Here is an 18,328-nt window from a genome sequence, read left to right on the forward strand (position 1 = left end):
CACTTCATCAGACATTGAAAATCAAAAATTGTTTTTGATGCTCGATGCTGTGAGTGCCCACACAGATTGCTTGATTCAAATTGTTAAAGAGCGACGCAGCTTTTGGCTGCTGCGGGAGTGGCATTCTACTCAACCGCCCTCTCGAGTCAAGCCTTATTTTCACAGGCTTTTCGAGGCTACCGACTTGGCTGTTTACGTTGCCGCTTGCCGTGTCGATGGAGGCGCATTATAGGGAGCCGCGCCGCGATGGCAAGCGCAAAATTGCAAAAAATAGCGTTTTTTATCGTTTGATGATTCAAGAGCCTATTTATCAAACAAAAAGCCCTGCATCAGCAGGGCCCAAGCCAGTTTCAGCACATTGCTGCTATTTTTTTGACCAGAACTCCCTGGCGAAACTGCGCACTTTATCCCAGTCGGTAAACTCGAGGTCCTTGCTGGTATCCGTGCTCCCTCCGGTCATCTTCATGATCAACTGGATGATGCGGGTCTGCCACCAGTTGTAGCGGGAATACTGCAGCGCTCCGGCAAACACCCCCAGAGTTTTCGGCTTCCAGGGGGAGAGACGCAGGAACTTCTTCATATAGGCATTGGTCTGCGGCGTCTGCTTCTCGGGCTTGCGAGCCGTCAGGTTCACACAGAAGAAGGCGGCATTGGCCACTTCCAGCTGCTCCGCATGAGCATGGATAAAGCTGAACAGGCTGGGGTGGAAGTTGCCATAGCGAATAGAGGCGCCGATCAACACCTTGGCATATTTGCTGAGATTGCACATCGGCAGGCTGTGCAGATCATGCATGACTACTTCGCATCCTGATATTTCCTCCAGCATGACATCCACGATTTTCCGCGTTTGTCCGTCGCGAGAAGAATAAAGCACCAAAATCTTGTCCATACCAACCTCAACTACGCCAGAATGCAGGAGTAAACAGTACCAGAAGTGTGAAAATTTCCAATCGGCCAAACAACATAGCCAAGATCATTATCCATTTGGCGGCTTCAGTGGTATCAGCAAAGTGGGGCGCCACTTCCCCCAAACCCGGTCCCAGGTTATTGAGGGTCGCCACGACGGCTGAAAATGCCGTGAGTTCATCCATACCCGTCGCCATCAGCCCCAACATGCATAGAATGAAGATGATGGCATAGGCGGCAAAGAAGCCCCACACGGCCTCGATGACTCGCTCGGACAACGCCTTGTTGCCCAGCTTGATGCGATAGACAGCCTTCGGGTGGATCAGACGCTTGAGCTCCCTCATCCCCTGCAGATGCAACAGCATCAGACGCACCACCTTGATCCCGCCGCCGGTACTCCCGGCACAGCCTCCAACAAAGGAGGAGAACATCAGCAACACTGGCAGAAACAGCGGCCATTCGGCAAACCCGGCCGTGCTGAAGCCCGCCGTCGTGGCGATGGACACCGACTGGAACAGCGCATGATCCAGCGTCTCCTTCCAACTGGCGTAGTTGCTGTGTGCCATCAACACCAGGAAACAGATGAAGGTCAACACAAGCTGGATGGCGAGAAAGACCTTCACTTCGGGATCCCGCAGATAGACCCCGATCCGCAACGACCGCTGCGCGAATGCCGCAAAGTGCAGGGTGAAGTTCACCCCTGCGATCAGCAGGAAGATCACCGTGATGAGGTTGATGGTCGAGCTGTTGAAGTAGCCCATGCTGGCATCATGAGTCGAGAAACCGCCGATCGCGACGGTCGCAAAGGAGTGGCAGATGGCATCGAACAGCGTCATGCCCGCGCCCCAGAATGCCAGCGCACAGGCGATGGTGATGAACAAGTAGATATACCAGAGCGCCTTGGCCGTCTCCGCGATGCGCGGGGTCACCTTGTTGTCCTTGACCGGCCCCGGGATCTCGGCACGGTAGAGCTGCATGCCCCCGATCCCCAGCAGTGGCAGTATGGCGACGGCCAGTACGATGATCCCCATGCCCCCCAGCCATTGCAGCAACTGGCGATAGAACAGGAAGGCCTTGGGCAGCTCGTCCAATCCGGTCAGCACGGTTGCGCCCGTGGTGGTCAGCCCGGAGAAAGATTCAAAGAATGCCTCTGAAACCGACATGTCAGGCACGTCACCCAGCATGAACGGCAAGGCGCCGACGCTGCCGAGCACGGTCCAGAACAGCACGACGATGAGAAACCCCTCCCTGGAACCCAACTCCCGCTTCTTGTGACGGTTGGGAAACCAGAGTGCCACCCCGAGCAGCAAAGCAATCACAAAGGCACCGACAAATTCAGAACCGCCCCCATCCCGATAGCCAAACGCCACCAGCGCAGGCAGCAGCATGGTCGAGCTGAACAGCGCCACCAGCAAGCCAACAATGCGGATAATGCTCAGGATGTGCATTCCTGCTCCCCATCAAGAATCAAAGAGCGATGGATTCTAGCCATCTAAGGGACGAAGGGATACCCGACCCTGGGTTCGGTCGGTCAATTCTCGCGCCACCTGGGCCCACAGGGAGGCTTCCCATGCCACCCGCAGGGTGACGCTGGCACCATAGTCGGCGGCCAGCAACTGGCCATGATGGGCAGAGATCAGCGCCTCCACCGCCCCCATGTCGGTGTAGTCGCACTGGATGAGGGACGCCGTCTGCTGGCGTTTGATACGGGTCTCTAGCTGCTTCAGTGCCGCCCCCACCCCACCGCCATAGGCCTTGACCAGGCCACCGGTGCCGAGCAGGACGCCACCGTAATAGCGCACCACCACGGCGGCGACCTCGCCGAGGCCGGCGCCCATCAGCTGGGCCAGCATGGGTTTGCCCGCCGTGCCCGAGGGTTCGCCATCATCGCTGAAGCCATACACCTGGCTGTCCTGCGGGGACCCTGCGACGAAGGCCCAGCAGTGATGCCGGGCCCCGGGGTGTTGTGCTCTGATGTCATCGATCCAGGCCTTGGCGGCCGGCACTGTGGGTGTGTGGGCGATGAAGGTGATGAAGCGGCTCTTCTTGATCTCTTCACTCACCTCCACAGGCCCGACCGGTACGGGGTAATCCGCCGCCATCAGAGTCCTGCTTGCCTCGTCAGGTTCTCCACCCCGCTGGCGTGCAGGACAATGTTGTCTTCGATGCGGATGCCGCCATAGGGCCGCAGCGCCTCCACCTTGTTCCAGTTGACCCGCTTGCCCTGCTCACCCTGACGCAGGGGCTCCAGCAGGCTGTCGATGAAGTAGAGGCCTGGTTCGATCGTGAACACCTGGCCCACCTCCATCACCCGGGTGCAGCGCAGATAGGGGAACTGCTCGGGGGCAGGCAGATGGGTGCCGCGCTCGTCCTGCATGAAACCGCCGGCGTCGTGGACCTGCAGACCGAGGAAGTGACCCAGACCGTGGGGGAAGAAGACATTGGTCACGCCGGTGTGGATCATCTCGTCCACCGACATGTCCACCAGCTCGGTGGCTTGCAGCAGGCGCGCCAGCCTGTGATGCATCTGCAGGTGCAGTTCGCTGTAGCGGCGACCCGGCTTGATCTCCGCGATGATCTCCTGCTGCTGGGTGTCCAGCGCGGCGATGAGATCGGCAAACTCGCCCCGACGCCAGGCCCAGGTACGGGTAATGTCGGAGGCATAACCATGGACGTCCACCCCGGCATCGATCAGGAAGGAGTGGCGCTCCGCATCTGGCACCCGCTGGGTGGAGAGGTGGGTGTAATGCAGGATGGCCGCATTGCGGTTGATGGCGACGATGTTGCCGTAGGGCGCCTCATTGGCCCCCTGCCCGACCGCCTTCATGTAGGCCAGATTGATCTCGAACTCGCTCGCCCCCGCCATGAAGGAGTCCTTGGCCGCGATGTGACCGCGCACGCCGATGCGGTTCGCATCCCGCAGGCACTCCAGCTCATAGGGGGTCTTGTAGGCGCGATGATAGTGCAGGTAATTGAGCACAGCCTCCGGATTGGGTTGCCCCAGCCCCAGCAGCTCGGCCACCTCGAGGTGCCCTCCCAGATAGGCCCACTCCTGCTTGTTGGCAGGCAGGTGATCCGCCACCTGCTCCGGCCTCGTCAGGAAGCGGATATCGAAGAAGTCGACCCAGAAGGCGTTGGGCAGATCCGCCACTTTGTGCCAGAAGTCCACGGGCCGGTAGAACAGCAGCACCGGCTTGCTCACGCCGTCCACCAGCAACCAGCAGTGGGGGTTGTCGAGCACCGGCAACCAGGCCTTGAACTGGGGATTCACCTTGAACGGATAGTCCTGATCGTCGAGGAAGATGCGGTGGGTCTGACCCGAGTGGATGGCCAGGCCGCTGAGCCCCTGTTGTTGCAGTATGTCGCGGGTGCGCTGCTGCAGGGTATCGAGATGCTGGGCAAAAAGTTGACTGTAACTGCTCATGGCGTCCTGCTCCGGGCGAATGTGGGTTCAGCATAACATCAAGCGAATCAAGGCTCGAGCCACCAGGCCTTCGCTTCGTGAGGTAACGCATAGGTTACAGGGTTTTTGTTATTAAACGAAAACAGACAATTAACAAACAAAGAACAATTCAATACACTGCCCACAGACAGTAGATACCAGCCGTCAGGAACGACTCATGCAAAACCTTTGTCTGTGGACACCGGATCAGGACAGGATGCAGCACTCCAACCTCCATCAGTTCATGGCCGAGGTCAATCACTTCCACGGCCTGCAGCTGCGCAGCTATGCCGACCTTTATCAATGGTCGGTGGAGAAGACCACCCGCTTCTGGCCCCTGGTGTGGCAGCATTGCGGCGTCAAGGGGGAGCTCGGCAACATAGTGGCGGAGAACCGCCAGGAGATGCAGCGTGCCCGCTGGTTCCCGGACAGCCGGCTCAACTTCGCCGAAAACCTGCTGCGCCGTCAGGACGATAGCCCTGCCATCATTTCCCGCATCGAAGGAGGCCCGAGCCAGACCCTGAGTTGGCGCGAGCTGGGGGATCAGGTCGCCAGGCTGGCCCAATGGCTGCGTAGCCAGGGCATAGGCTGCGGCGATGTGGTGGCAGCCTATCTGCCCAATATTCCGGAAACCGTGGTGGCCATGCTGGCGACCACCAGCCTGGGGGCGATCTGGACCTCCACCAGCCCGGATTTCGGCGAAGCCAGCGTGGTGGAGCGCTTCGGCCAGACCCGGCCCAGGGTGCTGTTTGCAGTGGACGGCTACCGCTACGGTGGCAAGGCCATCGACATTCAGGAGAAGGTGGCCGGCGTGGTGAGCCAGATCGACAGCATAGAGCAGACGGTCATGATCCCCCTGCTGGACAACCCATTGCAGCTCGGTCACGACTGGCATCGGGTGCTCGCGAGCCAACCCGGGGCCCAGCTCGCCTTCGAGCCCATGGCCTTCAACGACCCGCTCTACATCCTCTATTCGTCCGGCACCACCGGCAAACCCAAGTGCATCGTCCACGGCATCGGCGGTACCCTGCTGCAACACTTGAAAGAGCACCAGCTGCACTGCGACATCAAGCCGGGGGAGCGCATCTTCTACTTCACCACCTGCGGCTGGATGATGTGGAACTGGCTGGTGAGCGCGCTTGCCTCCGGCGCCACCCTGGTGCTCTACGACGGCTCCCCCTTCTACCCGGACGGCAACGTACTCTGGGATCTGGCCCGTGACGAGAGCGTCGCCCTGTTCGGCACCTCCGCCAAGTATCTCGATGCCCTGCACAAGCAAGGCTACGCCCCGATCAAGACCCACTCATTGCCGCAGCTGCGCCTCATCTGCAGCACAGGTTCCGTGCTGTCGCCGGAGGGATTCGACTACGTCTATCAGGGCATCAAGGAAGATGTGCAGCTCAGCTCCATCTCCGGCGGCACCGACATCTGCTCCTGCTTCGTCATCGGCAATCCCTTGAGCCCCGTCTATCGCGGCGAAAGCCAGGGACGTGGCCTCGGCCTCGCGGTCCAGGTCTTCAACGAGGCAGGCCAGCCGGTACAGGGTGAAAAGGGCGAGCTGGTCTGCACCAAGCCGTTCCCGGCCCAGCCCATCGGCTTCTGGGGGGACGAGAGCGGTGACAAGTATCACGCCGCCTACTTCGAGCGCTTCGACAACGTCTGGTGTCACGGCGACTGGATCGAGCTGACCCCGACCGGCGGCATCCTCTTCTACGGCCGCTCCGACGCCACCCTCAACCCGGGGGGCGTGCGCATCGGCACCAGCGAGATCTATCGCTACGTCGAGCAACTGGACGAGGTGGAGGAGAGCATCGTCATCGGCCAGCAGTGGCAGCAGGACGAGCGGGTGGTGCTGTTCGTCAAGCTCAAGGCCGGTCTCAGGCTGGACGAGCCCCTGCGCGAGCGCATCCGCCAGCAGGTGCGCCAGCACTGCACCGCCCGTCACGTGCCCGCCCGCATCCTGCAGGTGGATGCCATCCCCCGCACCAAGTCCGGCAAGATAGTGGAGCTGGCGGTGCGGGAAGTGGTGCACAACCGCCCCGTCAACAACACCCATGCCCTCGCCGATCCCGAGGTATTGAACCAGTATCGCGATCGGCCAGAGCTGGCCAGCTGACACATGCCTCCTATCGGAAACAGGCGCCACAAGGCGCCTCTTTTTTGCCCGCGTTGGCCTGAGTAGTGGCAAAGGGCTTTTACTCTAAATGTGTTAAACGAATGTTTTAAATAGGTGTTGAAAATGTCTCCTTTTGGATCAATAGTGAGCCTCGCCCCCTGCTGGGGATAAAGGAGCACCACCCCCCCACCATGTGGGAACAAGGAGACACTCTCATGATCTACCAAGGCGAAACCCTGACGGTCAGCTACCTCGAAGACGGCATTGCCGAACTGAGGTTCGATGCCCCGGGTTCAGTCAACAAGCTGGATCGCGCTACCCTGCTCTCCCTGAGCGAAGCGATCGCCGCATTACAACAAGAACGTGAACTAAAAGGTCTGATCCTCACCTCCGGCAAAGACGCCTTCATCGTCGGCGCCGACATCACCGAATTCCTGGAACTGTTCGATCTGCCTCAGGAAGATCTGCTCGGCTGGCTGAAAAAGGCCAACGACATCTTCAACGCCATCGAAGATCTGCCGGTGCCGACCCTCTCCGCCATCAAGGGCCACGCCCTGGGCGGCGGCTGCGAGACCATTCTCTCCACCGACTTCCGGCTGGCCGACACCACGGCCAAGATCGGCCTGCCCGAGACCAAGCTCGGCATCATGCCGGGCTTTGGCGGCACCGTCCGTCTGCCGCGGGTGATCGGCGCCGACAACGCCCTGGAGTGGATCACTACCGGCAAGGATTACCGTGCCGATGACGCCCTCAAGGTGGGTGCCATCGATGCCGTGGTCGCCCCGGATGCGCTGCAGAGCGCCGCCGTGCAGATGATCAAGGACGCAGTCAAGGGCAAGCTGGACTGGCAGGGCCGCCGCGCCGCCAAGAAGGCCCCGCTGCGCCTCTCCAAACTGGAAGCCATGATGAGCTTCACCACCGCCGCCGGCATGGTTGCCGCCGTGGCGGGCAAACACTATCCGGCACCCATGGCCGCCGTGAAGACGGTGGAAGCCGCCGCCGGCATGGGTCGGGACGAAGCGCTGGCCGCCGAAGCCGCCACCTTCATCAAGCTGGCCAAGACCGACGTGGCCAAGGCGCTGGTCGGCATCTTCCTCAACGATCAGCACATCAAGGCACTGGCCAAGAAGGCCGCCAAGCAGGCAAACAAGGCCACCGGCCATGCCGCCGTACTGGGTGCCGGCATCATGGGGGGCGGCATCGCCTACCAGTCCGCCAGCAAGGGCATCCCGGCGGTGATGAAGGACATCAACGAGAAGGCGCTGGCACTTGGCATGGGCGAAGCCACCAAGCTGCTCAACGGCCAGCTCGAGCGCGGTCGCATCGACGGCATCAAGATGGGCCAGGTGCTCTCCGCCATCACCCCGACCCTGAGCTATGACAACGTCAAGCATGTGGACGTGGTGGTCGAGGCCGTGGTCGAGAACCCTAAAGTGAAGGCAGCCGTGCTGAGTGAAGTGGAAGGCGTGATCGGCGAAGACGCCGTGCTTGCCAGCAACACCTCCACCATCCCCATCTCCCTGCTGGCCAAGAGCCTGAAGCGCCCCGAGAACTTCTGCGGCATGCACTTCTTCAACCCGGTGCACCGCATGCCGCTGGTGGAGATCATCCGTGGCGAGCAAACCTCGGACGACACCATCAACCGCGTGGTGGCCTACGCCGCCGCCATGGGCAAGTCCCCGGTGGTGGTCAACGACTGCCCGGGCTTCTTCGTCAACCGCGTGCTCTTCCCCTACTTCTTCGGCTTCAACAAGCTGGTCGCCGATGGCGCCGACTTCGCCGCCGTCGACAAGGTGATGGAGAAGGAGTTCGGCTGGCCGATGGGCCCCGCCTACCTGCTAGACGTGGTCGGCATCGACACCGGCCACCACGCCGGTGACGTGATGGCGCAGGGCTTCCCGGCGCGCATGAGCAAGGAAGGCCGCACCGCCATCGACGTGATGTACGAAGTGAGCCGCTTCGGTCAGAAGAACGGCAAGGGCTTCTACGCCTACGAGGCCGACAAGAAGGGCAAGCCGAAGAAGGTGGTCGACGCTGCCAGCTACGAGCTGTTGGCCCCGATTGCCAAGCCGAAACAGGATTTCGACAAGGACGCCATCATCGCCCGCATGATGATCCCCATGATCAACGAGGTGGTGCTCTGTCTGGAAGAGGGCATAGTCGCCACCCCAGCCGAAGCCGACATCGCGCTGGTCTACGGTCTGGGCTTCCCTCCCTTCCGCGGCGGCGTGTTCCGCTATCTGGACACCATTGGTCTGGATCGCTACGTGGCCATGGCCGACCAGTATGCCGACCTGGGCCCGCTCTACCGCGTCAGCGACAAGCTGCGTGAGATGGCCGCCCAGGGCAAAACCTTCTACTGATTGCGGAAAGGAGATCCATTCATGAAAGACGTAGTCATTGTCGACTGTATCCGGACCCCCATGGGCCGGTCCAAGGGCGGCGCCTTCCGCAACGTGCGTGCAGAAGACTTGTCCGCGCACCTGATGAAATCCATCCTGCTGCGCAACCCCAACCTCGACCCGAACGAGATCGAGGACATCTACTGGGGCTGCGTGCAGCAGACCCTGGAGCAGGGCTTCAACATTGCCCGCAACGCCGCCTTGCTGGCCGGCATTCCGAAACAGGTGGGGGCGGTCACCGTCAACCGTCTGTGCGGCTCCTCCATGCAGGCGCTGCACGACGCCTCCCGCGCCATCCAGGTGGGTGATGGGGATATCTTCATCATCGGCGGCGTCGAGCACATGGGTCACGTGCCCATGAGCCACGGGGTGGACTTCCACCCCGGCATGGCCAAGTCGGTGGCGAAAGCCTCCGGCATGATGGGACTGACCGCCGAGATGCTCGGCAAGCTGCACGGCATCAGCCGTCAACAGCAGGACGAGTTTGCGGCCCGCTCCCACCGCCGTGCCCACGCCGCCACCGTGGAAGGCCGTTTCGCCAGGGAGATCGTCGGGCTGGAGGGGCACGACGCCAGCGGCGCCCGCTTCTTCTACGACTATGACGAGGTGATCCGCCCGGAGACCACGGTCGATGGCTTAAGCCAGCTGCGCCCGGTGTTCGACCCGGTCAACGGCACCGTCACCGCGGGCAGCTCCTCGGCCCTGTCCGATGGCGCCGCCGCCATGCTGGTGATGAGTGCGGACCGCGCCAAGGCCCTCGGCCTCACCCCGCGCGCCAGGGTACGTGCCATGGCCATCGCCGGCTGCGACGCCGCCATCATGGGTTACGGCCCGGTGCCGGCCACCCAGAAGGCGCTCAAGCGGGCCGGTCTGACCGTCGGCGACATCGATCTGTTCGAGCTGAACGAGGCGTTTGCCGCCCAGTCCCTCCCCTGCGTGAAGGATCTGGGTCTGCAAGACCTGGTGGACGAGAAGGTGAACCTGAACGGCGGCGCCATCGCCCTGGGTCACCCGCTGGGCTGCTCCGGCGCCCGCATCTCCACCACCCTGATCAATCTGATGGAAGAGAAGGACGCGACCCTGGGGGTGGCCACCATGTGCATCGGCCTGGGTCAGGGCATCGCCACCGTCTTCGAGCGGGTGTAGCACCATCTCTGACCGGATTGGTCGGAACACCAGACGCGGGCCCACCCCTCTTTGCGGCGTGGCGGGCCCTCTTGCCGGTGTCGGGATCGGCCCGCCGCTCCCGCTCTCGAGTCTGTGGAGCCCACCACACGGGGTGTGCTCCTGTCGTCGGAATCTGCGTATTGGCCGGCCCGTTTGGGTCGGCCTTTTTTATTCCTTTCCCGCGATCTGGGTCAATCCTGAGGCTATATTGCCCATAACTTCACATTAGAGGGGGGCCTTGCTTGCTTTTTGCTCCCCCGACAGGTTCAATCTGCACAAAAAAATGGGTGGATGCACATACATATGTCAACGAGCAAACAACTGCTTATCGTCGACGACGATCAGGAGATCCGCGAGCTGCTCAACGAATACCTGACCCGGGCGGGTTTCCAGGTGTTGACGGCGGCAGAGGGCAACGAGATGCGCCAGCAACTCGCCCAGCACAGCCCGGACCTCATCATTCTGGACATCATGATGCCCGGCGACGACGGCTTTACCCTCTGCCAGCAGATCCGTCGCGACTCCCAGGTCCCCATCATCATGCTGACCGCAGCCTCCGACGAGGCGGATCGGGTGATCGGTCTCGAGCTCGGTGCCGATGACTACATCGCCAAACCGTTCAGCCCGCGCGAGCTGCAGGCCCGTATCAAAGCGCTGCTGCGCCGCGCCGAATTCCGCCAGCCGGAGAAAGAGAAGGAACCGAGCCGCCGCCTGCGCTTCGCGGAGTGGACCCTGGACACCCTGAGCCACCAGCTGACCCACGAGGATGGCAGCCTGCTGGATCTCTCCGGCAGCGACGCCATGCTGCTCGGCATGTTCCTGCAGCAGCCCGGCGTGGTGCTCGACCGCGACACCATCTCGGACGCGACCCGTGGCCGCGAGAGTTTGCCGATGGAGCGCGGCATCGACGTGCAGATCAGTCGTCTGCGCCAGAAGCTGGGTGACAACGGCAAGAGCCCGCGCATCATCAAGACCATCCGCGGCAGCGGCTACATGCTGATCGCCGAGGTGCACGAGATCCCATGAGAGCCTGCAACGGCGGCATGCTGATCGACACAAGGCGAGAGACCCCATGAAGAGCGGGTGGTTCTGGCGAGCCCTGGTGCCGCGCTCCCTGCTGTCGCGGATGTTGCTGCTATTGCTGCTGGCCATCCTGCTCTCCCAGACCATACTCACCGGCATCTGGATGCAGCAGATCCAGAAGCGGGAGCTGGAGGGCATGCTCAGCACCACACGCAACCTGGCGCTGTCGGCCGCCTCCACCGTCAACTTCTTCAAGTCCCTGCCGCTGCAGTACCGCCACATCGCGCTGGATCAGCTGCGCAACATGGGGGGCAGCCGCTTCTTCGTCTCCCTGAACGAGGAGGAGATCCACATCAGCGCCATCCCCGACAGCGAGCGCAAGACGCTGGTGCTGAAGGAGGTGCAGGAAGTGCTGACCCGCAAGCTCTCCGACGCCATGGCGATCAAGGTGGATTTCTCCCGCCCCGAGGAGCTGCACGTCTTCAACAACGACACCCTGCTGGCGGATCTGCCCTCCTCCTGGGCCCGCTACACCCTGTCGCTGGAACCCCTCAACCCGCCGGTGCTGGTGACCCAGATAGAGATAGAACCGGGGGAGTGGCTCTACCTGGCGGCCCTGCTGCCCGCCCCCTACATGACCCTGGATGACACCGTGATGCCAAGCAACCAGGTGCGCTTCATCGCCCTGATGACGGTGTTCCTCTGCTTCTTCACCTTCATGCTGGTGCGCTGGCAGACCCGCCCCCTGCGCCGGCTCGCCAAGGCGGCGGTCAACCTCGGCAAGGACATCGACCAGCCCTCCCTGAAGGAGGAGGGGGCCTCCGAGATCGTCGCGGCCACCCGCGCCTTCAACATCATGCAGCAGCGCATCCGCCGCTTCATCGACGATCGGGAGCGGCTGTTCAGCTCCATCTCCCACGATCTCAAGACCCCCATCACCCGGCTGCGGCTGCGGGTCGAACTGCTCGACGATGAACAGCAGATCGCCAAGTTCAACAAGGATCTCGACGAGCTGGAGCTGATGGTCAAAGGGGCGCTGCAGACGGTGAAGGAGACCGACATTCACGAGAACCTCGAGCAGATCGACATCAACGCCCTGCTGGAGCAGATGGCGGAGTCCATGAACCTGCACGAGGACCTGCTCACCATAGAGGGGCACTGCAAGTGGCCCTACCGCGGCAAGCTGCTGGCCCTCAAGCGCTGCATCGGCAATCTGGTGGACAACGGCATCAAGTACGGCCAGCGCGTGCGCATCATCATCATGGATGACGAGGAGATGCTGATCCTCTTCATCATGGACGAGGGCCCGGGCCTGCCGGAAGACCAGTTCGAGCGCATCTTCGAGCCCTACTATCGCCTCAGCACGGATGCCGCCGGCACCGGGCTGGGCCTTGGCATCGCCCGCAACATCGCCCACGCCCACGGCGGCGACCTGGTGCTCGAAAATCGCCCCCAGGGCGGCCTGCAGGCCACCCTCTCCCTACCAAGGCAGTAATGCATGAAGTGGTTGTCTCTCTGTCGTCGCCCTGCTCGCTTCACCCGTTGCCGCCTCCCGGCGCATCGGGAACTGCACGGGTGGTGTGCGCTCGGCTCCGACCACTCTCCTTCAATCAAGGCAGTCACAGTATGAAGTTGTTCCCGTTTGCCATTGTCGCCCTGCTCTCCCTGCCCGCCGGCGCCTCCCAGGTGGAGGTATTGCACTGGTGGACCTCCGGCGGCGAGGCCAAGGCGGTGGAGGTGCTCAAGTCGGAGTGGGCCGAGCAGGGCAACCAGTGGAACGACTTCGCCGTGCAGGGCGGGGGCGGCAAGAGCGCCATGACGGTGCTGAAGAGCCGGGCTCTGGCGGCCAACCCGCCGGAGGCCGCCCACCTCAAGGGCTACGAGCTGCACGAGTGGGGCAGCCTGGGCTTCCTGCGCGACCTCACCCCCATGGCCGAACACCTCGGCTGGTACCCGCAACTGCCGCCCATGGTGCGGGAGACCCTGAGCCAGAACGGCGCCCTGATGGCGGTGCCCACCGGCATCCACAGGGTCAACTGGCTGTGGCTCAACCGCAAGGTGTTCGAGCGGCTGGGGCTCACGCCCCCCACAGACTGGGCCCAGTTCGTGGCGGTGGCGGACAAGCTCAAGGCAGAGGGGATCACGCCTGTCGCCATCGGCAACGAACCCTGGCAGCTCGCGGTGCTGTTCGAGACGGTGGCGCTGGGGGAAGGGGGCAAGGCCTTCTATCGCAAGGCCTTCCTCGAGCAGGACAGCGCCACCCTGACCGGCCCAGACATGGTGCGGGTGCTGACCCGCTTCCAGCAGCTGCGCGCCTATGTGCCGGAGAAATACGCCGGCCTGAAGTGGCACCAGGCCACCACCCTGCTGGAGAACGGCGGCGCAGCCATGCAGGTGATGGGGGACTGGGTGAAGGGGGAGCTGAGTGCCGGCAACTACCGCCCAGGGGAAGACATCGAATGCCTGCCGAGCCCGGGCAGCCAGGGGCTGTTCAGCTACAACCTCGACTCCATCGCCATGTTCAAGCAGCGGGACCCCGCCCAGCTGCAGGCCCAGGGCGAGCTGGCCAGGCTGCTGATGACGCCGAAATTCCAGGAGGAGTTCAACCGGGTGAAAGGTTCGATCCCGGCGCTCATCAAGCCGGACATGAGCAAGTTCGATCGCTGCGCCATCCGCTCCTATCGGGACTTCCTCCACGCCGAGCAGCAGGACAACCTGCTGCCCAGCATGGCCGAGGGGATGGCGGTGCCGACCAACATGCGCCAGGGGATCATGGACGTGCTGAGCAGCTTCTTCAACGACACCAGGGCCAACCCGCAGCAGACGGCGCAGCAGCTGGAGCGCGCCATGCGTTCGACCCGCTCCGGCGCGGAGCAGAAATGACAAAGGCGGACCCTGTCCGCCTTTGTGTGTCGAGAGCCTGACTCTCAGGAAGGATCGTTCTCGTCCTCATCCTCGTCGTAGTAGTCGCTGAGCTCGATCCAGAGCCCCAGCCCTATCATCACCATGGAGCCGAACCAGGTGCCGGTGTTTCCGATCGGGCTGCCCATGACTATCATGGCGAACGACAAGAACCCCATGCCCGCGTAGGCTTGCAATCTGCCGTAGGAGACCTGCATATTCACACCTCCTTGTTGAATATGGTTCATTTTTTATATTACTCATCGGGCGAGGCCTGGGTAGATCCTGTTCACACTTTGGTGGCATATGCTGCACAACCGCCCTCCGGTTTGATTATTTTTTCGCCTTGAGTATCATTGCTGGCTGAATTGGTTGAAGGTTGATTATTGATGAGTGCTTTATTCTGCGACGCAACTCATGAGTTGGACGCAATCGGGCTTCGTTGCCCGGAACCCGTGATGATGGTGCGTAAAAAAGTGCGGCTGATGGCCGAGGGCGAGACCCTGCTGGTCAGTGCCGACGATCCCTCCACCACCCGCGACATTCCCAGTTTCTGCCGCTTCATGGACCACACCCTGGTCGCCAGCGAGACCGAGCAGGCGCCCTACCGCTATCTGATCCGCAAGGGTCAATAACCCCCGTTTCGGAGCAAACATGACAACCATTACCCGTATCGGCACCACCCAGCGCTGGTCAGACGTGGTCATCCACAACGGCACCCTCTATGTGGTGGAAGTGCCCGCCACCGAGACCGCCGACATCCACCAGCAGACCCGCGAGGTACTGGAGAGTCTGCAGCGCCTGCTGGAAGCCAACGGCTCCGGCGTCGCCAAGATCCTGATGGCCAACATCTATCTCAAAGACATCGCTGACATCGCCGCCTTCAACGAGCAGTGGGATGCCTGGATCCCGACGGGCACCGCCCCCGTCCGTGCCTGCGTGCAGGCCCGTCTGGCCCACGAAGGTTACAAGGTGGAAGTGCAGCTGACCGCCGCCGTCTAAACCGGCGGGAAGTCTGCCACGCTACGGCAGGCATTCGCTGACCAGACAGATGACAAAAGGCCCCGCCAGTACACTGGCGGGGCCTTTTTCATGACTGCAGCGCAGACGGCTTAGGCGGTCGGGGTCAGGGTGATGGTCACCCGACGGTTCTGGGCCTTGCCTTCGGCGGTGCTGTTGGTGGCGACCGGCTGATCCGGGCCCACGCCGCTGGTGGCGATGCGGCTGCCGGTCACACCCTGGCCGATCAGCTGGGCGGCGACGGCGTCGGCACGCTGGGCGGAGAGCTTCATGTTCAGCTCGCGGGAACCGGTGCTGTCGGTGTGGCCGACCACGTTCAGGCGGGTCTTGTCGAACTCGGCGACCACCATGGCCACGCCGGACAGGGTGTTCGCACCGGCGGCCTTCAGCTGGGCGCTGGAGCTGTCGAAGGTGACGTTGTTCGGCATGTTCAGGATCAGCTGATCACCGTTGCGGGTCACGCTGACGCCGGTGCCTTGCAGCTTCTCGCGCAGCTTGGCTTCCTGCACGTCCATGTAGTAACCGATACCACCGCCCAGGGCTGCACCGGCGGCCACGCCGGTCAGGATGCCCTTCTTGCGGTCACCCTTGCTGGAGGAGAGCGCGCCCACGGCGGCACCGGTCGCGGCACCCGCCAGCGCGCCCCAGGCGCCCTTGGAGGTCTGGGATTCACCGGTATAGGGGTTGGTGGTGCAGCCAGTGATGGCGATGGTCAGGGCAAGTGCAGGAACCAGTTTCTTGAAATGCATGAAAAAACCTCTGAAAAAGAACGACTCTAGCCGATGGGCGCGCATTCTAACCCAGAGAGGCGCCAAAGTGTGACGCTGGGGATCGAGGAAGCGCCACAAGGAAACCGGGTCCCCTTGTGGCGCCCTATGACGGGATCGGCCTCGTTCAGGCGAGGGGCATCAGTACTTGATGTCGCGGGCCTGGTCGCGCCCCTCCTGCTTGTTGTCGCGGTGCTCCTGGCGGCAGTCGGCATTGCCGACCAGCCCCTCCCGACACTCCTGCTTGGCGTCACGGGACTCCTGACGGGTCTCCTGGCGCACATCGCGGGCTTCACGGCGCTCCTGGGCCTGCTTGGTAGCCTGTGCGGGCAGGGCGGCCAGCAAGGTGGTGACGGCAAGCAGCGCGAATACGGACTTCTTCATGATGGCTCCTTCGCCAGACCACAGGGATCGGTCTGGCGTCTCTCAATTATAGGGGCGGGGCAATGCGCCAGCGGCGCAGGGCCGGCCCCAGGCGAGCTCAGTATTTGATGTCGCGCGCCTTCTCGCGCACGTCCTGCTTCACCTCGCGCTTGTCCTGGCGACATTCATAGTTCTCTTTCTGATCGTTCTCGCGACACGCCTGTTTGGCATCGCGGATCTCGGGACGCACCTCCTGGCGCACGTCGCGGGCATCCTGGCGATCGGTGGCCTGGGCGGGCAAGGTCATCAGCAGGGTGCAACCGGTCAGGATCAGGCTGCCGAGGGAGAGGGTGCGGGCGTTCAGTGACATGGGATTTCCTCGTGATGGTGATCCCGATGGTGACCCCGTGTGACTGTATCCCGGCTGTACCGAGGGGCAAAAAGGCCCCCGGCAACGACGAATTGCCCGCCGGGCAAGAGCCGACAAAGAAAGAGGGAGGCATAAGCCTCCCTCTTTCATCTGACGTGCGCCCGCTCTACCCCTGCTGCTGGCACTCGGCGTGACAGGGGCAGGTGACGAGATGATCGTTCACCATGCCCACCGCCTGCATAAAGGCGTAGCAGATGGTGCTGCCGACGAAAGTAAACCCGCGCTTCTTCAGCGCCTTGGACATGGCGTCCGACTCGGGGGAGGTGGCCGGGATATCGCCGTTGCCCTGACGCTGGTTGACCATGGGGGCGCCCCCCACGAAGCCCCACAGGAAGTCGGCGAAGTCGATGCCTTCCGCCTCCAGCGCCAGATAGGCGCGGGCATTTTTGATGACCGACTGCACCTTGAGCCGGTTGCGGATGATGCCGGTGTCCTGCATCAGCCGCTCCACGTCCTGGTCATCGAACTGCACGATGCGTACCGGATCGAAGTCGGCATAGGCGCGGTGGTAGCTCTCGGTGCGCTTCAAGATGGTGATCCACGACAGCCCCGCCTGCTGGCCGTCGAGGCAGAGCTTGGCAAACAGCTCCCGCGGGTCACGGACCGGCCTGCCCCACTGCTTGTCATGGTATTCGATGTATTCCGGGTCCCTGGTCACCCAGGCGCAGCGCAGTTCCATTTCCTCTCCCCTGTCATTTCATCGGCCATCGGCCGGTCGCTTCCGTCGGCCACATCATAGGGCAAGCGGCAACATAGCCCCACTAATCCCCTGTAATTTCGCCTATTATCCGACCATGCCAGACGGTATACTCCCTCGGTTCACATTCAGCAAATCTTGCTCTGATTTCATTTCGCGCGAAAAACACTATGCAAAAATTCGATGTCAAAACCTTTCAGGGCCTGATCCTGCAGTTGCAGGACTATTGGTCCCGCCAGGGCTGTACCATCATTCAGCCGCTGGATATGGAAGTGGGTGCCGGTACCTCCCACCCCATGACCTGCCTGCGCGCCCTGGGCCCGGAGCCCATCGCCTGCGCCTACGTACAACCGTCCCGCCGTCCGACTGACGGCCGCTACGGTGAGAACCCGAACCGCCTGCAGCACTACTACCAGTTCCAGGTGATCATCAAGCCCTCCCCCGACAACATTCAGGAACTCTACCTGGGCTCCCTGAAAGAGCTGGGTATGGATCCCGAGATCCACGACATCCGCTTCGTGGAAGACAACTGGGAAAACCCGACGCTGGGTGCCTGGGGTCTGGGTTGGGAAGTGTGGCTGAACGGCATGGAAGTGACCCAGTTCACCTACTTCCAGCAGGTTGGCGGCCTCGAGTGCAAGCCGGTCACCGGCGAGATCACCTACGGTCTCGAGCGTCTGGCCATGTACATCCAGGGCGTAGACAGCGTCTACGACCTGGTCTGGTCTGACGGCCCGCTGGGCAAGACCACCTACGGCGACGTCTTCCACCAGAACGAGGTGGAACAGTCCACCTACAACTTCGAACACGCCGACGTGGAGTTCCTGTTCCACTGCTTCGAGCAGTACGAGAAGGAAGCCCAGAACCTGCTGGCACTGGAAAAACCGCTGCCGCTGCCTGCCTACGAGCGCATCCTCAAGGCCGCTCACTCCTTCAACCTGCTGGATGCCCGCAAGGCCATCTCGGTCACCGAGCGTCAGCGCTACATCCTGCGCATTCGCACCCTGACCAAGGCCGTGGCAGAGGCCTACTACGCCTCCCGCGAAGCGCTGGGTTTCCCCATGTGCCAGCGCACTGAGAACAAGCAAGGTTAA

At 62.3% G+C, this 18,328-nt stretch carries 19 protein-coding genes; 10 read left to right on the top strand and 9 right to left on the bottom strand.

The window, feature by feature from the left end:
- The coding region (locus J9885_RS13540; RefSeq protein WP_210549772.1) for a hypothetical protein at positions 1–232 on the top strand (232 nt) is incomplete at its 5' end.
- A gap of 132 nt (positions 233–364) precedes the next feature.
- On the opposite strand, the gene hemG is transcribed toward J9885_RS13540, so the two are convergent.
- From hemG to pepQ, 4 genes are read right to left on the bottom strand one after another with little or no spacing between them, the layout of a single operon-like run.
- Positions 365–889 carry a menaquinone-dependent protoporphyrinogen IX dehydrogenase gene (gene hemG / locus J9885_RS13545; RefSeq protein ID WP_210549773.1) on the bottom strand — a complete coding sequence of 175 codons (525 nt, stop codon included), beginning with the start codon at positions 887–889 and terminating at the stop codon, positions 365–367.
- 7 nt (positions 890–896) lie between these two features.
- Positions 897–2,354, bottom strand: coding sequence for a TrkH family potassium uptake protein (locus J9885_RS13550; protein ID WP_043763974.1), 1,458 nt, complete (start codon positions 2,352–2,354; stop codon positions 897–899).
- A gap of 36 nt (positions 2,355–2,390) precedes the next feature.
- Positions 2,391–3,008 carry a YigZ family protein gene (locus tag J9885_RS13555; RefSeq protein WP_210549774.1) on the bottom strand — a complete coding sequence of 206 codons (618 nt, stop codon included), beginning with the start codon at positions 3,006–3,008 and terminating at the stop codon, positions 2,391–2,393.
- Positions 3,008–4,330 carry a Xaa-Pro dipeptidase gene (gene pepQ, locus J9885_RS13560; RefSeq protein WP_210549775.1) on the bottom strand — a complete coding sequence of 441 codons (1,323 nt, stop codon included), beginning with the start codon at positions 4,328–4,330 and terminating at the stop codon, positions 3,008–3,010. The genes J9885_RS13555 and pepQ overlap by 1 nt, the downstream gene beginning before the upstream one ends.
- A 196-nt stretch (positions 4,331–4,526) precedes the next feature.
- On the opposite strand from pepQ, the gene J9885_RS13565 reads away from it, so the two are divergent.
- The 6 genes from J9885_RS13565 to J9885_RS13590 all read left to right on the top strand — a co-directional run bounded on the left by J9885_RS13565 (position 4,527) and on the right by J9885_RS13590 (position 13,939).
- Complete coding sequence (locus tag J9885_RS13565) at positions 4,527–6,464, top strand: acetoacetate--CoA ligase (protein ID WP_210549776.1); 1,938 nt, start codon at positions 4,527–4,529, stop codon at positions 6,462–6,464.
- Positions 6,465–6,679: 215 nt separating this feature from the next.
- Positions 6,680–8,827: a fatty acid oxidation complex subunit alpha FadB gene (fadB, locus tag J9885_RS13570; protein WP_210549777.1), complete on the top strand. Its 2,148-nt coding sequence runs from the start codon at positions 6,680–6,682 to the stop codon at positions 8,825–8,827.
- The gene (gene fadA / locus J9885_RS13575; RefSeq protein WP_210549778.1) at positions 8,828–10,012 is read left to right on the top strand and encodes an acetyl-CoA C-acyltransferase FadA; all 1,185 of its coding nucleotides are present in this window, start codon (positions 8,828–8,830) and stop codon (positions 10,010–10,012) included. It abuts the gene before it with no gap.
- A 324-nt stretch (positions 10,013–10,336) separates the two neighbouring features.
- Complete coding sequence (locus tag J9885_RS13580) at positions 10,337–11,059, top strand: response regulator transcription factor (RefSeq protein WP_005307430.1); 723 nt, start codon at positions 10,337–10,339, stop codon at positions 11,057–11,059.
- Positions 11,060–11,105: 46 nt separating this feature from the next.
- Positions 11,106–12,551, top strand: a complete 1,446-nt coding sequence (locus J9885_RS13585) for an ATP-binding protein (RefSeq protein ID WP_043763968.1) — start codon at positions 11,106–11,108, stop codon at positions 12,549–12,551.
- A 131-nt stretch (positions 12,552–12,682) separates the two neighbouring features.
- Positions 12,683–13,939, top strand: a complete 1,257-nt coding sequence (locus J9885_RS13590; protein ID WP_210549779.1) for an ABC transporter substrate-binding protein — start codon at positions 12,683–12,685, stop codon at positions 13,937–13,939.
- A gap of 44 nt (positions 13,940–13,983) precedes the next feature.
- Here the strand turns inward: J9885_RS13590 and J9885_RS13595 are convergent, their stop codons facing one another.
- On the bottom strand, positions 13,984–14,175 hold the full coding sequence (locus J9885_RS13595) for a hypothetical protein (RefSeq protein WP_043763966.1): 192 nt from the start codon (positions 14,173–14,175) through the stop codon (positions 13,984–13,986).
- Positions 14,176–14,346: 171 nt separating this feature from the next.
- Here J9885_RS13595 and tusA point away from each other — a divergent pair, with 171 nt between their 5' ends.
- Together tusA and J9885_RS13605 are read left to right on the top strand one after the other, a co-directional pair.
- Entirely contained in the window at positions 14,347–14,592 is a 246-nt protein-coding gene (gene tusA / locus J9885_RS13600) for a sulfurtransferase TusA (protein ID WP_042074048.1), read from the top strand.
- 19 nt (positions 14,593–14,611) lie between these two features.
- Entirely contained in the window at positions 14,612–14,959 is a 348-nt protein-coding gene (locus tag J9885_RS13605) for a RidA family protein (RefSeq protein ID WP_210549780.1), read from the top strand.
- Between the two features lie 110 nt (positions 14,960–15,069).
- Here the strand turns inward: J9885_RS13605 and J9885_RS13610 are convergent, their stop codons facing one another.
- The 4 genes from J9885_RS13610 to J9885_RS13625 all read right to left on the bottom strand — a co-directional run bounded on the left by J9885_RS13610 (position 15,070) and on the right by J9885_RS13625 (position 17,216).
- A complete protein-coding gene (locus J9885_RS13610; protein ID WP_043763963.1) occupies positions 15,070–15,726 on the bottom strand; it encodes an OmpA family lipoprotein in 657 nt (218 codons plus the stop codon).
- Between the two features lie 159 nt (positions 15,727–15,885).
- Positions 15,886–16,128, bottom strand: a complete 243-nt coding sequence (locus J9885_RS13615; protein WP_210549781.1) for a hypothetical protein — start codon at positions 16,126–16,128, stop codon at positions 15,886–15,888.
- Between the two features lie 97 nt (positions 16,129–16,225).
- Positions 16,226–16,477, bottom strand: a complete 252-nt coding sequence (locus tag J9885_RS13620; RefSeq protein WP_210549782.1) for a hypothetical protein — start codon at positions 16,475–16,477, stop codon at positions 16,226–16,228.
- Positions 16,478–16,643: 166 nt separating this feature from the next.
- Positions 16,644–17,216: a DNA-3-methyladenine glycosylase I gene (locus tag J9885_RS13625; RefSeq protein WP_210549783.1), complete on the bottom strand. Its 573-nt coding sequence runs from the start codon at positions 17,214–17,216 to the stop codon at positions 16,644–16,646.
- A gap of 188 nt (positions 17,217–17,404) precedes the next feature.
- Between J9885_RS13625 and glyQ the strand changes: the two genes are divergently transcribed.
- Positions 17,405–18,328, top strand: a complete 924-nt coding sequence (gene glyQ, locus J9885_RS13630; RefSeq protein ID WP_041212022.1) for a glycine--tRNA ligase subunit alpha — start codon at positions 17,405–17,407, stop codon at positions 18,326–18,328.

The organism is Aeromonas sp. SrichE-2G, assembly GCF_017939565.1.
GTDB lineage: Bacteria > Pseudomonadota > Gammaproteobacteria > Enterobacterales > Aeromonadaceae > Aeromonas > Aeromonas taiwanensis.

Bases quoted from the DNA above. Each gene is read 5' to 3' on its own strand.
- hemG (WP_210549773.1), bottom strand. From the start codon at position 889: ATGGACAAGATTTTGGTGCTTTATTCTTCTCGCGACGGACAAACGCGG.
- J9885_RS13550 (WP_043763974.1), bottom strand. From the start codon at position 2,354: ATGCACATCCTGAGCATTATCCGCATTGTTGGCTTGCTGGTGGCGCTG.
- J9885_RS13555 (WP_210549774.1), bottom strand. From the start codon at position 3,008: ATGGCGGCGGATTACCCCGTACCGGTCGGGCCTGTGGAGGTGAGTGAA.
- pepQ (WP_210549775.1), bottom strand. From the start codon at position 4,330: ATGAGCAGTTACAGTCAACTTTTTGCCCAGCATCTCGATACCCTGCAG.
- J9885_RS13565 (WP_210549776.1), top strand. From the start codon at position 4,527: ATGCAAAACCTTTGTCTGTGGACACCGGATCAGGACAGGATGCAGCAC.
- fadB (WP_210549777.1), top strand. From the start codon at position 6,680: ATGATCTACCAAGGCGAAACCCTGACGGTCAGCTACCTCGAAGACGGC.
- J9885_RS13580 (WP_005307430.1), top strand. From the start codon at position 10,337: ATGTCAACGAGCAAACAACTGCTTATCGTCGACGACGATCAGGAGATC.
- J9885_RS13585 (WP_043763968.1), top strand. From the start codon at position 11,106: ATGAAGAGCGGGTGGTTCTGGCGAGCCCTGGTGCCGCGCTCCCTGCTG.
- J9885_RS13590 (WP_210549779.1), top strand. From the start codon at position 12,683: ATGAAGTTGTTCCCGTTTGCCATTGTCGCCCTGCTCTCCCTGCCCGCC.
- J9885_RS13595 (WP_043763966.1), bottom strand. From the start codon at position 14,175: ATGCAGGTCTCCTACGGCAGATTGCAAGCCTACGCGGGCATGGGGTTC.
- tusA (WP_042074048.1), top strand. From the start codon at position 14,347: ATGAGTGCTTTATTCTGCGACGCAACTCATGAGTTGGACGCAATCGGG.
- J9885_RS13605 (WP_210549780.1), top strand. From the start codon at position 14,612: ATGACAACCATTACCCGTATCGGCACCACCCAGCGCTGGTCAGACGTG.
- J9885_RS13610 (WP_043763963.1), bottom strand. From the start codon at position 15,726: ATGCATTTCAAGAAACTGGTTCCTGCACTTGCCCTGACCATCGCCATC.
- J9885_RS13615 (WP_210549781.1), bottom strand. From the start codon at position 16,128: ATGAAGAAGTCCGTATTCGCGCTGCTTGCCGTCACCACCTTGCTGGCC.
- J9885_RS13620 (WP_210549782.1), bottom strand. From the start codon at position 16,477: ATGTCACTGAACGCCCGCACCCTCTCCCTCGGCAGCCTGATCCTGACC.
- J9885_RS13625 (WP_210549783.1), bottom strand. From the start codon at position 17,216: ATGGAACTGCGCTGCGCCTGGGTGACCAGGGACCCGGAATACATCGAA.
- glyQ (WP_041212022.1), top strand. From the start codon at position 17,405: ATGCAAAAATTCGATGTCAAAACCTTTCAGGGCCTGATCCTGCAGTTG.